This is a genomic window from Photobacterium sp. ABD4_091, assembly GCF_056160145.1.
In genome coordinates, this window is record NZ_JBSWWQ010000001.1 from 2,020,357 (window position 1) to 2,036,158 (window position 15,802).

Consider the following 15,802-nt stretch of genomic DNA (forward strand, 5'->3'; position numbering starts at 1 on the left):
GAAAAATGTTCATATAGTGAATTTTTGGGTGTGATGAGGCACACGTTTTTCGCAATTGACAATTTTGTGTACAGAGCAACATACCGCCATACCTCCCGCTATTGACGGTGTGAATAAGTTGCCGTTTTGCTTAGCTTTTAGTGTATTGTTTTGTGTTTTTTATTATATGTCGATAATTAATATTGTGTTTCAACTGTAGCTAAATTGTAAAAATTGTTCTTTTAAGTTTGTCTCTGCTGTGTAAAATGGCGCCCAATCCCGTGATAAACAGCGGGAATGGGAAGTAAAAAGAGTTTTTACAAGCACAACAGACTGGAGATGGACGATGAAGAAATCGCTATCAGGAAAGATTTTTACAGGCTTGTTTGCCGGCCTGATCCTCGGTACGGCAATTCAGTACCTGTTTAACGGCGTGACCTTGATGGATACTTATGTGCTCGGCCTGGCGGAAGGTGCTGGCGGCATGTTTGTTTCACTGATCAAACTATTGGTTGTTCCTTTGGTGTACGTGTCGATTGTTTGCGGCATCGTCGAGCTGAAAGACATCACCGCGTTTGGTCGCCTTGGTGGTAAAACTTTTGCTCTATACATTATCAACACCATCATTGCGATTACGGCAGCACTGACAATAGGTATGATTTTCCAGCCGGGCGCGGGTGCCAACTTGGCGGGAACCGTGACCGAGGCGGTGCAGCTGACGACCACCGAGACGCCGGATATTTTCTCGCTGATTGTTAACATCGTACCGAGCAACCCGGTACAGGCGTTTGCCAACGGCGACATGCTGCAGATCATCTTCATGGCTATCCTGACAGGCCTGGCGATCCAGGCGCTTGATACCCGCGGCGGCCCTGCGATCAAGACCTTCAAAATGGCCAACGAAGTGATGATGAAACTGGTTGGTTTGGTGATGAGCCTGGCACCATTCGGTGTGTTTGCCCTGATGATCCAATTGGGCGCGACACTGGATGCCAATACCCTGATGTCGGTTGCCGGTTATGTGGCGCTGGTTGTTTCTATGCTGGTGTTCTGGATTTTCTTCTTCTACCCAATGATGGTTGGCCTGACAGCCGGTATCAAGCCGGGTACGTTCCTGCGCCATACCCGCGAGCAAATTCTGTTCTCGCTATCAACGGCAAGCTCGAACGCAACCATCCCGGTGACCATGCGCACCCTGACTGACAAGATTGGCGTGTCCAAGTCTGTGGCTGGCTTTGGTGTACCACTGGGTGCGACCATGAATATGTCAGGGGTGTCTATTTACATCGCACTGGCAACCCTGTTCGTGGCCAATGCGTTCGGCCAGCCAATCAACAGTGCTGATATCTTTACCCTAGGCCTGACTATCCTGCTGCTATCTATTGGTGCTGGTGGCGTACCGGGCGGCGGTGTGGTGATGGTTGGCGTACTCCTTCACCAACTAGGCCTGCCGCCAGAAGGTTTGGCCATCATTGCCGCGGTCGACCGTATCAATGATATGTTCTGTACCAGTTCTAACGTTGTTGGTGATACTGCGGTCAATACCATTGTTGCTAAATCTGAGAACGAAATTGGTACCGCAGAGGCAGAAACCGGCTCCCAGCCTGAGCAGGTAACTGTTAGCTAAAGCTCGGTCTTTAAGGGACGAAAAATGAAAGCGCCTACGGGCGCTTTTTTTATTTGCGTCTAAAATTTCTTCCATCCGCCAGACTTAGCTACAATTTTAATATTAAATTAATTGCGCATTAATCAAATCGTGGTAACTAGCTGGTGGTAGCGTTGCCGTTAACGAGCGAGGGCAGGCTCTGGCCGAGAAGGGATTGCGGATGAAAAGAACACAGGGAAACAACGCTGTCTTGGGGACATTGGTGATACTGGGGGGCGGGGCGCCGACCTGGGTCAAAGTATTGGAGAAAGCGGGCTGGGCTTGTCATCGCTGTTATGACCTCCGGGCTGCGGAGTCACTGATGTTGGAAATTGGACCCTGCATAGGCGTGGTCGACCTTACCCGTGATGATTTTAGCCTGCAGGGGGTAGCAGGCTTGGTCAATAGCAACAAGCAGGTGCGATGGCTGGCGTTGGTTCAGGAGCGTCAGCTTGGCCTTGATGCGATTTGCCAGTTCATTGTTAACTTTTGTATTGATTACTTTACCGACCCTGTGCCCGAGTCCCAGTTGCTTGGGACTATCGGGCACCAACTTGGCATGTTGCAGCTCGAACACCGGGTGTGGCCGCAACTGGGCGTGTTTGGCCAGTCGGGATTGCAGGGTGAGCAAGCAGCGATGAAGAAGCTGCGCCATCAGGTCAAGCGCATAGCGATGGCCGATGTGCCGGTTTTGGTACAGGGGGAAATGGGCACTGGCAAGGAGTTGGTTGCCCAGGCAATCCACCAGGCCTCAACCCGCGGCAAAGGGCCTTTTGTCAGCGTTAGTTGCGAGTCTTTACCGGAAAGCTGGATGGTTGAGTTAAAGGCCGGCAAGCCGCCGCAATGCTGCCTGGAAGCGGCAGATGGCGGGGTGTTGTTCCTCGATGAAATTACCCAGCTGGAGCCTGCCCGCCAGAGCGAGTTGGCCCGTTTGCTGCAGGAAGAAATCTTTACTACTGAAGCAGGCCGGAAGGTGTCGGCAGATCTCCGGTTGATTGCTTCAACCCGATATCGCCAGGAGGAGTTGCTGGAGTCGGGCCTGCTGTGTGAGGAGTTGTATTTCCGGCTCAATGCGCTTGGCGTCCTGGTACCGGCGCTGCGCGAGCGGGGGGAAGATATTCTGCTGTTGGCGGAGTTTTTCATGCTCAAATTTGCCCGGCAGTATAATAGCCCGGTCAAACAGCTGTCACCGGAGGCCAGCCAGTTGCTGACCAGTTACTCATGGCCAGGCAATGTCAGGGAGATGATTGGCCATATCAAGCGGGCTATCCTGCTGGCTGATGACAAGGTGCTGGAGGCTGACCATCTTGACCTGCCGCGGATGATGGATGACAAGCAGAGCCTCAAGAAAATACGGGCTGATTCCGAGCGCGGGGCGATACTGGCAGTGTTGGAAAATAACAAAGGGCAGATTTCAGCTGCGGCCAGGGAGCTGGGGGTATCGAGGGCAACCATGTACCGCTTGCTTAACAAGCATGACCTGGTACCGCCCCCCAAGCACTTCCGACAAAGCTAAGATAAAAGCTGAGATAAAAGCGGGTACCACCGCTGGAAGCATTGGCTGGAGCAGCCCATGATAGTGGTGAATTATTCACCAAACGTGCCGCATGCTGGCCTTCATGCAGAGTATTGTTGCTTTTATCATCGCAATTGGTCGTAAGTGGTTGTTTTGTATTCATGGCTTGTTACAATAAACCCATATTTCACATCTTCATAACTTATTACCGGAGGAACTGATATGAAAACAAGTATCTTGATGTCGTACGCCTGTTCTTTCGGTGATACCTGCATCAAACCAAATCATTAACGGCAATCCGCTGTGTAAATGGGCCGCGGATTTCTGTCGCGGCTAGTTAAGTTTTTGCTTATGTTGTCAGCCTGAACGGCAGGATCTGTGTCCCTCTAATTATCCTTTTATTTAATGGAGAGCACGATTATGCGCCAATCAGTCTATTTACGCCTTGCAGTTTTTCTTGTCCAACTCGATGTTAAACGTGAGGACGCCCAGTGGCGGCGTGAACACCGCCGCGTCCAGATGCACCTGCCATACCCTTTCTCAGAGCATCTGCTCAAAGATATGGGCTTGGACAAAGAGTCACGTATTGCCAAGGACCTGCTTGCGACATCGGCTGGCCGTAAGGTTCGCCACTTGAGACGGGAATACAAATCTAGACTTGTGACGTAATGCCTCCCCCGCAAAGGGTTTGCGGGGGAGTAAAATATGAAGAACTGTTAGCTGGTGGGGCTTCCCGTCACGGCTTGTAACATTTACCAACGCTTTGCGACGAATGTGGCCTAGAGCCCATGGTGAGGGTTAGGTAAAGTAGCCGGGCATCAACAAAGGTGTCTACCTAAGTTGGTTGAGCTAATGTTTTTCGGCCCCCGTATTACGGGGGCTTTTTTTTGTCTGTCGTTTGCCGGGGGAGGGAATTACGGGCAAGGGTTGGAAAATTGGGTGCCGACGTCCTGGAGATCCTGCAGCACGGCTTCGGTCAGCTCGACATCCAAGCTGTCGATGTTGGCATTGAGCTGCTCGAGGGTGGTGGCGCCGATGATATTGCTGGCAACGAAAGGGCGCTGGTTGACGAACGCCAATGCCATTTGGGCCGGGTCAAGGCCGTGCTTGTGGGCAACGTCGACATAGGCTTCGGTGGCGGCAATTCCCTGCGGTTTGAAATAGCGCGAGAAGCGTTCGAATAAGGTGCAGCGAGCCCCCTTTGGTCGGGCACCGTTGAGGTACTTGCCACTGAGGGTACCGAATGCCAGCGGCGAGTAGGCCAGCAGTTCGACGCCTTCATGGTGGCTGATTTCCGACAGCCCGACTTCGAAGCTGCGGTTGAGCAGGTTATAGGGGTTCTGGATGGTGACCACTCGCGGCAAATTGTGCTTTTCTGCCAGGCGCAGGAATGACATCACCCCCCATGGGGTTTCGTTGGACAGCCCGATATACCGGATTTTTCCGGCCCGGACCAGTTCTTCAAGGGCGGCGAGCGAGTCGGTCAGGGTAACCCCGGAATGGTCTTCCTGGTATTGGTAGTTGAGCTGGCCGAAGCAGTTGGTTTCGCGCTGCGGCCAATGCAGCTGGTACAGGTCTATGTAGTCGGTTTGCAGCCGGTTTAGGCTGGCTTCTACCGCATCGTGGATATTGCGCCTGTCGAGGGCCATTTCTGAACGGATATAAGGTGTATTACGCGGCCCAGCCACTTTAGTCGCTAAGACCACTTTGTCTCTGTGGCCCGTCTTTTTCAACCAATTGCCGATATAGGTTTCGGTTAATCCCTGGCTCTTGGCATTGGGAGGAACAGGGTACATCTCTGCGGTATCGATGAAGTTGATCCCGCGCTCAAAGGCCAAATCAAGTTGGCTGTGTGCCTCCTGCTCATTGTTTTGTTCACCGAAAGTCATGGTGCCGAGGCAGATCTTGCTGACCTCAAGGTTCGAGTGTGGGATTTTGTGGTATTTCATTGGCCCTCCTTGGACTCAGCAGATGTTCTATTTCGACTATAGCGCGAGTTTCATAGTGTGAGAAGCCCCGCAGCACCTGCCCTTGTCTCTATCTTGACCTTGCTGGGTGAGTGATTGTGACCAATAGTTAAGCTTTATAGGGCTGTTTTATTGGACTGTTTTATTGGACACTGTTGGGGGGAGGCACCATGAAGCTGTCACAGCTTAAACACTGGACCAAGGCCGGCAACGGGGCTATACCTGCATGCATTCTGACGAGCTATGCAGGATGCTCTGATTATTTGCTCGAGGTTGAGTACAAGCACCACCTCGAGCCGCTCAAGACCGATAGCGGCGACATGGTCAAGTTCCAGTCGATAGAGCAGGTGGGGGATTTGCTGCGCCCGTTGGGTATCACCAGTGTGACCCTCAGGGTGATTGACCCCTATGATGAGTTCTCCCCCGATGGCCAGCTGAGCAGTTGCCGGGAAGATATGACTATCTCGCTGTAAGGCTTAAATTATAAAGTACTTTTCCAGCAGGCTGGCGGTAAATTGGGTCTTGAGGTAAAAACCACGGGGCAGGGTTTTGATCGGTTGGCCGTTGGCTCCATAGGCTTCTGTCAGCGCTTTGCTGTTGGCTGCTTTCGGCCTTAGTTGCAGTACCTCGCCATGGCGGGCCGTGATTTGCTCGACCTGGCCGAGTACGATCATATCCATCAGCTCTTCCCAGTCCTGGCGAAGCTGCTGCTCTTCCTCTGGTGATGGGCTCCATAACAGCGGCGAGCCGACATGGCGGTCCGCAAGCGGGATGTCCCGCTCCCCCTCGACCGGTACCCACAATACGCGGGCAAGCTTGTGGCGGATATGGCTGTTTTCCCAGCGCAGGCCATGCAAACCGATCAGCGGCGCGACACAGACAAAGGTCGTTTCGAGCGGTTTGCCATGGTAACCCACAGGGATCGTCTTGAGTTCTATCCCCAGCTCGTCAAAGTCGGGCACAGGCTTGCTGCCGGCGGCGGCGCCTAGGTGCCACTCCAGCAGTTGGCCTACCCAGCCTTTGTCTCGGCGCAGATCGGGCGGGACAGCAATATTGGCCATTGTTGCCAGTTCACCCAGGGTCATTCCTGCTAATGCATTGGCACGGGCCAAGAGCTCCTGTTCAGTCTTTGGGGTAGGTTGCATGGTGGTTACCTTTTACTTGGCAGGTGATCCTATCATAGCAGGGGGGAAGGATCTTCCTTTCTAGTTATCCACAGGTCGTCGCAGTGAAAAACTTTCAACTGTCTCATATGTGTATTTGTACAGGGGTTGGATGGTAATTTAACCACTTTGGTGGTGGTTTTTTGAGTGGTTGGTGCTTTTTGATGTGGATAAAATGATGGCTGGTTGATCTTTGACCGATCGTAAAATGTGGCAGAAATGATCTTGTCATAAATCACGGATAATATTCGTGTGTTTGTTTTTACTTTATGTTTAATAAGGTTTTTATTGGTGTTTTGTGCGGTAGCTTGCAGCCTGCTTCCGGGGGGGGAGGTACAAGTGATGCATTGGATTGACGGCTTCTTCACAATTCTATCCACAGAAAACGTGTATAAATGTGGGCTATGTCTCATTGCGGTGTTTATAAAGTATCCAGGAGCCGGAAGTTATCCAGATTATGAGGCTTGGCTAGGAAAATAGACGGATAAATAACAATGTTTGTTTACCCTTTGGATTGTCTGTGAAAAAATCACTATTAATAGAGATTTAATTGAGGTCGTCCAGTGATTGATGGCGATGGGTACCGCCCAAATGTGGGTATTGTGATCTGTAATAGCCATGGCCAAGTATTCTGGGCTCGACGATATGGACAACATTCCTGGCAGTTTCCGCAAGGTGGGATTGACGAGGGGGAAACCCCAGAGCAAGCCATGTATCGGGAATTATACGAGGAAGTAGGGCTAACCAAGAAGGATGTACGAATTGTGGCGTCAAGTCGCCACTGGCTTCGTTACAAGTTACCCAAGCGACTGGTGCGCTGGGATTCCAAGCCGGTTTGTATCGGGCAAAAGCAGAAGTGGTTTCTGCTCAGTCTAGAATGCGATGAGTCTAAGGTGAACATGCAACGTGGCAGCACGCCCGAATTCGATGGTTGGCGCTGGGTCAGCTATTGGTATCCCGTGCGGCAGGTTGTGTCCTTCAAGCGAGATGTATATCGCAGAGCATTAAAAGAATTTGCTGCCATAGCCATGCCCTTTAAAGAGCGCAAAGAACGAAAAAAGCGCCGGGGCAAACGCGGCTAGGCCAGTTGGTAGGGAGCGGGGCGGATTATGCTGACGCAACTAAGAGAAATTGTTGAAAAGGTGGCGACAGCTCCGAGTCTGCTTGATGCCCTGGAACAACTGGTTATCAGCACCTGCAAGGCAATGAAGACCGAGTGCTGCTCGGTATATATTGCCGACCAGCAGCGCCAGCGTTTTACCTTGATGGCGACCCAAGGGCTGAAAAAGCCCCACCGCCATGTCGGCCTGCCGTTCGGGCAGGGCTTGGTGGGCTTGGTTGCCGATAGGGCCGAGCCTATCAACGTGGCAGATGCCCGCCACCATCCCCATTTCAAACACCTTCCCGGCATCGGGGAAGAGTCCTTCAGCTCGTTTTTCGGTACACCGATAATCCACCAGCGCCAGGTACTGGGGGTGTTGGTGATCCAGCAACGTGAACAGCGTGAGTTCGACGAGAGCGAAGAGTCGTTCATGGTTACGCTGGCTGCACAGCTGGCAGTCTTGCTGGCCCATGCCAAGGCGCAGGGCATGTGGCCGGATCAACACAATGGCTTGCACTTGGTCGGTTCGGCCGCGTCAACCGGTGTGGCGGTTGCCCGTGCCTGGTGGGATGACAATCAGCCTCGCCTTGAGCTGGTGGCTCCGGCTTCCTGCCTGGATCGGGAGTGCGAGCAGGAGCGCTTGAGTATTGCCATTGAATTGGCGAGTGCGGAATTCCGCCGCCTGCGCAAGCGCTTTGACAGCGAGCTGCACAAGGAAACCTTGGCCATCTTCGATCTATTCAGCCATCTGCTCAATGATCCTATGCTGCGTAAGGATTTGTTCCATAAAATTGCCGGTGGAGACTTGGCCGAATGGGCCATCCGTCAGGTGGTTGAAACCTATTCTGCTCGCTTTGCCAATATGGAAGATGCCTACCTCAAAGAGCGGGCTCATGATATCCGTGAGCTTGGCCAGCGACTGCTGTTTTTCTTGGCTAACGAGGAAGCATCAGAGCATGCTTGGGATGAGCCGGTTGTGCTGTTGACCCGAGAGCTGACTGCTGCCATGTTGGCCAGTGTGCCACGCGATAAACTGGCTGCCGTGGTATCGCAGGAAGGTGCTGCGAACTCCCATGCGGCGATACTCTCCCGCGCCCTCGGGATCCCTGCGGTAATGGGGGTTGATTTTGTGCCGGAGAAAATTCACAACAGTCAGGTCATTGTCGATGGCTACCGGGGCGATCTACTGGTCAACCCCAACCGCCACGTGCTGGCTGAATATCTTCGCCTGCAAAAGGAAGAACAAGAGCTGGCCGCGGTTGTCGAAACCGGGCTGGATAAACCTGCGGCGACGCTGGATAACGAGCGGATCAATATTTTCCTCAATGCCGGGCTCAGCGCCGATACCAGTATCGCGGTTAACCGTGGTGTTGATGGGGTAGGGCTTTACCGCACCGAAGTGCCGTTCCTGCTGCAGCGCAGCTTCCCGTCAGAAGAGGAACAGACTCAGCAATACCAGTCGATCCTCGAGACTTATTGCGGTAAGCCGGTTGTGATGCGTACCTTGGATATTGGCGGGGATAAACCCTTGCCGTATCTGGCCATCGAAGAAGACAACCCCTTCCTCGGTTGGCGTGGGATCCGCTTTACCCTCGATCATCCAGAAATCTTTCTGATTCAGGTGCGGGCGATGCTCAAGGCCAGTATTGGCCATAACAATATGGACATCCTGTTGCCGATGATCTCCGGCATTGCTGAGCTCGACGAGTCCCTGACCCTCATCGAGCGGGCCTATACCGAGGTAGCGAAAACAGCTGCTGAGCAGGGCCATGCGCTGCGTCGGCCCCGGATCGGGATCATGATTGAAGTTCCCTCTATTCTTTACCAGTTACCGGCTTTGAAAGGGCGGGTGGACTACATTTCGGTTGGCAGCAATGACTTAACCCAGTATTTATTGGCGGTTGATAGGAACAATTCGCGGGTAGCCGGTGTCTATGATGCACTGCATCCGTCGGTGCTCCATGCCTTGAAGCATATCATTGACGTGAGCCAGCAGTTGAACTTGCCGGTAAGTGTTTGTGGCGAGTTAGCCGGTGATCCTATCGGTGCCTTGTTGCTGGTTGGGATGGGGTATCGTTCGCTCAGTATGAATACCCGTAATGTTGCAAAGATAAAATACATGTTGCGCCACGTGTCTGTGAGTGACATGAAGCAGTTGGCGGATTTTGCCCTGTCGGCGACTTACGCCGATGAGGTAAGACGCAATACGATTGAATTTGTCGATGGCCATGGCTTGGGCGGATTTATCCGTGCCGGTAAGTAGTCGATTTATGTGGTTGGTGTAAGTAGTATGGTCGACATTTTGTCTTTGTATGGCAATGAGTTGTGGATATTCGCCTGTTGTTTGGTGCTTGGCGCAGTGGTTGGCATTTTAGCAGGGCTGCTCGGGATTGGAGGTGGCTTGCTGGTGGTTCCCGCCTTGGTATGGCTGCTGCCCCAGGCCGGCATTGAGCCCGGTTTGGTCATGCACATTGCGCTGGGCACTTCGCTTGCCAGTATTGTGCTGACCTCGGGGTCCTCGGCACGGAACCACTTCCGCCTCGGCAATGTGGATTTGGCGATTGTTCGGAGCTTAGCGCCAGGTGTCGTCGTGGGGGGCTTGGGCGGCAGTTTTATTGCCGAGCTTGTCCCTTCCTCGCTGCTGCCGAAAATTTTTGCCATTATTGTGTTATTGCTGGCAACGCAAATGCTGCTGTCGATGCGCTTTAGCGGCAAGCACGATTTGCCCGGCAATATGGGAACATTCTGCTCTGGTGGGGTGATTGGTGTGGTGTCCAGCTTGGCCGGGATCGGTGGTGGTTCACTGACCGTACCGTATCTTAATTGGCATGGGGTGGAAATGCGCCGGGCAATAGGCTGTGCCTCGTTTTCCGGTGCATTGATTGCGATTGCTGGAATGACAGGCTTTGTCTTGGCCGGGGTCGGAGAGCAAACCTTGCCTCCGATGAGCTTGGGTTACGTCTATTTGCCTGCATTGCTCGGTATTGTACTGGTGTCGATGCAGACAACGCGGTTTGGCGCTGCGTGGGTGAGTCATTTGCCAACACCGGTACTAAAGAAAATTTTTGCTGTTTTTTTACTGTTTGTCAGTATCAAAATGTTTATGGGGTAGTCATCATAGGCATACTGCCTGTGAAGTATAGAGATAAGATTGATGAGCCAAGGTTATTTAACGTTTCCGAATATTGATCCGGTGTTGATTGAGATCGGGCCGTTAGCCATCCGCTGGTATGGCATGATGTATTTGTTGGGGTTTGTATTTGCCATGTGGTTGGCCAACCGCCGGGCTGACAAGCCGGGCAGTGGCTGGACCCGAGAGCAGGTCAGTGACTTGTTGTTTGCCGGTTTCCTCGGCGTGGTATTGGGCGGCCGTATTGGCTATGTACTGTTCTACAATTTCCCATTGTTCTTGGACAACCCGCTTTACTTGTTCAAGGTATGGACCGGAGGGATGTCGTTCCACGGCGGTCTGCTCGGTGTGATTGCGGCGATGTTCTGGTATGCCTACAAGAACAACCGTACCTTCTTCAACGTTGCTGACTTTATTGCGCCGTTGGTGCCTTTTGGGCTAGGTGTAGGCCGTTTGGGCAACTTCATTAATGGTGAGTTATGGGGCAGGGTGACCGATTCGCCATGGGGAATGGTCTTTCCGACCGGTGGCCCGCTACCGCGCCACCCATCTCAGTTGTACGAGTTCTTCCTTGAAGGTCTGGTGCTGATGATCATCCTCAATGTCTTCATCCGCAAGCCTCGTCCTGCCGGTGCGGCCTCGGGCTTGTTCCTGTTCGGCTACGGTAGTTTCCGCTTTATTGTCGAGTACTTCCGCGAACCGGATGCACACCTTGGTTTGTTCGGGGGCTGGATCAGTATGGGACAGATCCTGTCACTGCCAATGGTCATTGGTGGTGCTTTGATGATGCTGTGGGCTTACAAGTGCCAACCGAAAGGTAAGACGGCGTAATAACGTCAAGTTAAGCCAAATCACGATAGGGCAGCCTCGGGGCTGCCCTTTTTCGTTACCGGATAGATATTATCCCCTGAATAATTCGTGGTTTCGTGTAAAATTGGCCGCACTTTATTTTTAGAACTAGGGCCAGCGGAACCATGAAACAGTATCTCGCGCTTTGCCAGCGCATTGTGGACGAAGGAGTATGGGTTGAGAACGAGCGGACAGGCAAGCGTTGCCTGACAGTGATCAACGCCGACTTGAACTATGATGTTGCCAACAACCAGTTCCCGCTGATCACCACCCGCAAAAGCTTCTGGAAAGCAGCGATTGCCGAGATGCTGGGTTATATCCGTGGCTACGACAATGCGGCGGACTTCCGTGCCCTGGGGACCAAAACCTGGGATATGAACGCCAACGACAATGCCGCTTGGCTGGCCAACCCGCACCGCAAGGGTGAGGATGATATGGGCCGCGTCTACGGCGTACAGGGCCGTAGCTGGCAAAAGCCCGATGGCAGCACTATCGACCAGTTGCGCAAAATCATCGACAACCTGAGCAAGGGCATTGATGACCGCGGCGAGATCCTGACCTTCTACAACCCGGGCGAGTTCGATATGGGCTGCCTGCGTCCGTGTATGCATACCCACACGTTCTCTCTGGTTGGTGACACTCTTCACCTGACTAGCTACCAGCGCTCTTGTGATGTTCCGCTGGGGCTGAACTTCAACCAGATCCAGGTTTTCGCCCTGCTGGCATTGGTAGCCCAGATCACCGGCCACAAACCAGGAAAGGCTTACCACAAGATCGTCAATGCCCATATCTACGAAGATCAACTTGAACTGATGCGCGATGTCCAGCTCAAGCGCGAACCGTTCCCATCGCCGCAGCTGAAGATTAACCCGGACATCAAATCGCTGGAAGATCTGGAAACTTGGGTGACCATGGATGACTTCGAGGTCGTGGGCTACCAGCATCACGACCCTATCAAGTACCCTTTTTCTGTATAGGGACTTTGCTGCGGGTAACAAAATATTGCCGCTGAAACATATTTCCACCCATAAAAGCCCCTAAAAGGGGCTTTTTTTGTAGGTGATGCAGGTTTTAGTAAAAGCAGGAAGAGCGGATGAATTTAAGCGAAGAGCTTGACGTCGTATTGCTATCTGCAACCCAGAACCCAGGTTCTAGGAACTCGTTTCTAGGAACTGCTAACCTGTTCTTAAACCAACAAAAAACCCGCCGGAGCGGGTTTTTTTAGATGTGTGTCTTAGCGAGCGGTTACGCGGTCAGGGCAAGGATAGCGCCTGGGATAGCGATGAACACTAGGCCAATGTAACCAGCCACTGCGGCTTTGCTCTTGGTGCCGATGTCACCTAGGTAGAAAGCACCTTTCAGAGGCAGCTCACGCAGGAACGGTACGCCATAGATAAGCACGGTTGCCATTAGGTTGAATGCCAGGTGAACCAGTGCAATCTGCAGGGCGTAGACTGCGAATTCACCACCAACAGCCGTTGCTGCTAGCAGGGCGGTAATACATGTACCGATGTTAGCACCTAGGGTGAATGGGTATACATCGCGTACCTTCAGTACACCCGTACCTACTAGCGGAACCATCAGGCTGGTTGTGGTTGATGAAGACTGAACCAGAACCGTTACCACTGTACCTGAAGCGATACCGTGGACAGGGCCGCGGCCGATAGCGCTCTTTAGGATTTCACGTGCACGGCCAACCATCAGGCTACGCATCAGCTTACCCATCGCAGTGATAGAGATGAAGATCAAGCCGATACCGATAGCAATCATGAACAGGCCACCCATAGTACCGAAGCTCGAAAGCGGGCCTTTGATTAGGTTAACCCCTGGGCCTGTCACAGCCTTCATGAAGTTAATACCACCCATATCCATGTTGGCAGTACCCATCATTGGTGATACCAACCAGGTTGAGATCTTGTCCAGCAGGCCGAACATCATTTCCAGCGGTAGGAAAATCGCAACAGCCAGCAGGTTGAAGAAGTCATGGATCGTTGCGCTGGCAAATGCACGGCGGAACTCTTCGTTGCAGCGCGCATGGCCTAGGCTAACCAGGGTATTGGTCAGGGTCGTACCCATATTGGCACCCATAACCATTGGAATCGCGGTTTCAACTGGCAGGCCGCCAGCAACAAGGCCTACAATGATAGAGGTTACTGTGCTTGATGACTGGATAAGCGATGTCGCTACCAGGCCGATCATCAGGCCAGCAATCGGATGCGAGGCAAACTCAAAGAGCGTTTTAGCTTGTTCACCAACAGACAGTTTAAAGCCGCTGCTCACAACAGATACAGCAACAAGTAGAACGTAAAGCATGAACGCTAGGTTAGCCCAGCGGACCCAGCGCATAGAGCTGCTCATTGGCTGTTCAGCAGTAGAGGCTTGGGTAGTCATAATCATTTCTCCATGACAGGAATATGTCGTTTTGGTTTCATATTTTTGAAATCTGAGGGCGATGGTAGAGATCGAATATTTCAGAAATATGACAGTTGCTGTCACAAAGTAAGTTTGTGCTATTTTTGCGAGGTAAAGCAGTGGTTGTCAGCGTAATAAAAAATTTACTTTGATTTTATCTTTATGAATTTAAAGGTTATTTTAAAAGAAGAAAGATCGATGATGTCGTGAAATTTTTTTCTCTTGTAAATGAGGTTTTTTTTAGAATTAATTAGTGATTGATGGCTTTTTGAGCAGCCAAAAATGACGAATATGACAGTGTAAATTAGACAGTACGGTTATTGCTTGTATTGGAGGTTTATTGTTCGGTTTTACCGAGGTTTATATTCTGAACAAACGATTTAACAGTTTAGTGCTGTGACGTCTAAACTAAATTTACATTTTTATTGTGACATTTGTTTCACGAAAAGGAGTTCCGGTCGATGACCGATGCGATTCGTAAATTCTTAAAACTAGAGTCTGCTGGTGGGATAATCCTGATCATCGCGGCGGCGTTGGCCATGATGATTGCGAACTCCCCATTGCAAGATCTGTATAACGGTACACTGCACACCTACGTGGCGGGCTTGTCTATCTCACACTGGATCAACGACGGCCTGATGGCTGTGTTTTTCCTGCTGATTGGTTTGGAAGTTAAGCGTGAGCTGATCGAAGGGGCGCTAAATACGAAAGAGAAAGCCATCTTCCCGGCGATAGCTGCGGTGGGCGGTATGGTTGCGCCTGCACTGGTTTACGTCATTTTTAATTTTGCCGATCCGCTTGCCGTGAAAGGTTGGGCGATCCCGGCAGCCACGGATATTGCCTTTGCCTTGGGTATCATGGCCCTGCTGGGAAGCCGTGTTCCGGTTACCCTGAAAGTTTTCTTGCTTGCGCTGGCTATAATCGATGACCTGGGTGTTATCGTGATTATTGCTCTGTTCTACAGCAGTGATCTGTCGACACTGGCGCTTGCTGTTGCGTTCGCATCAACCGCAGCCCTTTTCATCATGAATGCGAAAAACGTCACCAAAATTTCTTGGTACGTGATTGTTGGCCTGATCCTATGGGTCAGTGTGTTGAAGTCGGGTGTCCATGCAACGCTGGCAGGTGTGGTATTGGGCTTTGCGATTCCGCTTTCCGGCGATAACGGTTTGTCAGACGAGCATTCACCGCTTAAGAAAATGGAACATGCCCTACATCCGTATGTGGCTTTCTTTATCTTGCCTGTGTTTGCCTTTGCCAATGCCGGGATCTCGCTAGAGGGGGTTTCTCTAAGCGGCCTGACGTCTATGTTGCCATTGGGTATTGCCCTCGGTCTGATGATCGGTAAGCCTCTTGGCATTTTCACTGCGAGTTATCTGGCGATTAAAACCGGTTTGGCAAGCATGCCGGAAGGCATTGGGTTTAGACAGATTTTTGCGGTCTCAGTACTGTGTGGTATCGGTTTTACCATGTCTATCTTCATCTCGTCGCTGGCTTTTGTCGGTGCACCGGAGGAGTTCAGTACTTACTCTCGATTGGGCATCCTGTTGGGGTCAACGATATCAGCGGTTATTGGCTATATGATGCTTAGCCGTTCGTTGCCGAGGAACCTTGCCAAGGAAAGTGGAGGTGTAATATGAAACGCGCAATGATGATTGTTGGGCTTATGATGTCTGCGACGGCAATGGCAGTACCGGACTACCAAAGCTGTAATCAAGACAGCAGCTCAGATGTCTGCCAGGCTTATCTGGCTGGTTTGAACCACTCTAAATCAGCGGCAGAGGCTACCGCGATGGTGGAAAATGATAGCCCGTTCCGTTCCCGAGCGCTCGAGCAGCGTGTCGGCGAGCGTTATCGGAAAATGTCTGCGATGGATCAAAAAACGGCTTCAACATCAGAGTGATAAACATTTTATTCGATGTATGAAAACTGAATAAGTGTAATATTTCATTTGTGAATGAATGATTACGGTTGAAGCGCCCAGAAGCTAAGCGTAAGCTGGCTTCTGGGATTTTTTTATTTTTGGGCAGTCTTATTTC

Annotated in this window: 14 protein-coding genes; 11 read left to right on the top strand and 3 right to left on the bottom strand. The window is 51.7% G+C overall.

The window, feature by feature from the left end; all coding sequences use genetic code 11:
• The first annotated feature begins 325 nt into the window (after window positions 1-325).
• The 3 genes from ACXAGQ_RS09345 (at window position 326) to ACXAGQ_RS09355 (ending at window position 3,809) form a co-directional block, all read left to right on the top strand.
• The gene (locus ACXAGQ_RS09345) at window positions 326-1,606 is read left to right on the top strand and encodes a dicarboxylate/amino acid:cation symporter (RefSeq protein ID WP_475253476.1); all 1,281 of its coding nucleotides are present in this window, start codon (window positions 326-328) and stop codon (window positions 1,604-1,606) included.
• 199 nt (window positions 1,607-1,805) lie between these two features.
• Entirely contained in the window at window positions 1,806-3,140 is a 1,335-nt protein-coding gene (locus tag ACXAGQ_RS09350; protein WP_475253478.1) for a sigma-54-dependent transcriptional regulator, read from the top strand.
• A 420-nt stretch (window positions 3,141-3,560) separates the two neighbouring features.
• On the top strand, window positions 3,561-3,809 hold the full coding sequence (locus ACXAGQ_RS09355; RefSeq protein ID WP_475253480.1) for a hypothetical protein: 249 nt from the start codon (window positions 3,561-3,563) through the stop codon (window positions 3,807-3,809).
• 245 nt (window positions 3,810-4,054) lie between these two features.
• On the opposite strand, the gene ACXAGQ_RS09360 is transcribed toward ACXAGQ_RS09355, so the two are convergent.
• Window positions 4,055-5,089, bottom strand: coding sequence for an NADP(H)-dependent aldo-keto reductase (locus tag ACXAGQ_RS09360; RefSeq protein ID WP_475253482.1), 1,035 nt, complete (start codon window positions 5,087-5,089; stop codon window positions 4,055-4,057).
• Window positions 5,090-5,277: 188 nt separating this feature from the next.
• Between ACXAGQ_RS09360 and ACXAGQ_RS09365 the strand changes: the two genes are divergently transcribed.
• Window positions 5,278-5,580, top strand: a complete 303-nt coding sequence (locus ACXAGQ_RS09365) for a DUF6482 family protein (protein WP_475253484.1) — start codon at window positions 5,278-5,280, stop codon at window positions 5,578-5,580.
• A 3-nt stretch (window positions 5,581-5,583) separates the two neighbouring features.
• Here the strand turns inward: ACXAGQ_RS09365 and mutH are convergent, their stop codons facing one another.
• Complete coding sequence (gene mutH, locus ACXAGQ_RS09370) at window positions 5,584-6,252, bottom strand: DNA mismatch repair endonuclease MutH (RefSeq protein ID WP_475253486.1); 669 nt, start codon at window positions 6,250-6,252, stop codon at window positions 5,584-5,586.
• 581 nt (window positions 6,253-6,833) lie between these two features.
• Between mutH and rppH the strand changes: the two genes are divergently transcribed.
• From rppH to ACXAGQ_RS09395, 5 genes are all read left to right on the top strand, one after another.
• Complete coding sequence (rppH, locus tag ACXAGQ_RS09375) at window positions 6,834-7,352, top strand: RNA pyrophosphohydrolase (protein WP_039465987.1); 519 nt, start codon at window positions 6,834-6,836, stop codon at window positions 7,350-7,352.
• 27 nt (window positions 7,353-7,379) lie between these two features.
• Window positions 7,380-9,635 carry a phosphoenolpyruvate--protein phosphotransferase gene (gene ptsP, locus ACXAGQ_RS09380; protein WP_475253488.1) on the top strand — a complete coding sequence of 752 codons (2,256 nt, stop codon included), beginning with the start codon at window positions 7,380-7,382 and terminating at the stop codon, window positions 9,633-9,635.
• A 27-nt stretch (window positions 9,636-9,662) separates the two neighbouring features.
• Window positions 9,663-10,484, top strand: a complete 822-nt coding sequence (locus ACXAGQ_RS09385) for a sulfite exporter TauE/SafE family protein (RefSeq protein ID WP_475253490.1) — start codon at window positions 9,663-9,665, stop codon at window positions 10,482-10,484.
• Between the two features lie 42 nt (window positions 10,485-10,526).
• Window positions 10,527-11,333 (top strand): prolipoprotein diacylglyceryl transferase, encoded by an 807-nt coding sequence (lgt, locus tag ACXAGQ_RS09390; protein WP_107300369.1) that lies wholly within the window; start codon window positions 10,527-10,529, stop codon window positions 11,331-11,333.
• Window positions 11,334-11,476: 143 nt separating this feature from the next.
• Window positions 11,477-12,328: a thymidylate synthase gene (locus tag ACXAGQ_RS09395; protein ID WP_475253492.1), complete on the top strand. Its 852-nt coding sequence runs from the start codon at window positions 11,477-11,479 to the stop codon at window positions 12,326-12,328.
• A 268-nt stretch (window positions 12,329-12,596) separates the two neighbouring features.
• Here the strand turns inward: ACXAGQ_RS09395 and ACXAGQ_RS09400 are convergent, their stop codons facing one another.
• On the bottom strand, window positions 12,597-13,742 hold the full coding sequence (locus ACXAGQ_RS09400) for a Na/Pi symporter (protein WP_475253494.1): 1,146 nt from the start codon (window positions 13,740-13,742) through the stop codon (window positions 12,597-12,599).
• Between the two features lie 482 nt (window positions 13,743-14,224).
• Between ACXAGQ_RS09400 and nhaA the strand changes: the two genes are divergently transcribed.
• Together nhaA and ACXAGQ_RS09410 are read left to right on the top strand one after the other, a co-directional pair.
• Window positions 14,225-15,403, top strand: coding sequence for a Na+/H+ antiporter NhaA (gene nhaA, locus ACXAGQ_RS09405; protein ID WP_475253496.1), 1,179 nt, complete (start codon window positions 14,225-14,227; stop codon window positions 15,401-15,403).
• Entirely contained in the window at window positions 15,400-15,666 is a 267-nt protein-coding gene (locus ACXAGQ_RS09410; protein ID WP_475253498.1) for a hypothetical protein, read from the top strand. Before nhaA ends, ACXAGQ_RS09410 begins: the two co-directional genes overlap by 4 nt.
• The last annotated feature ends 136 nt before the right edge of the window (window positions 15,667-15,802 follow it).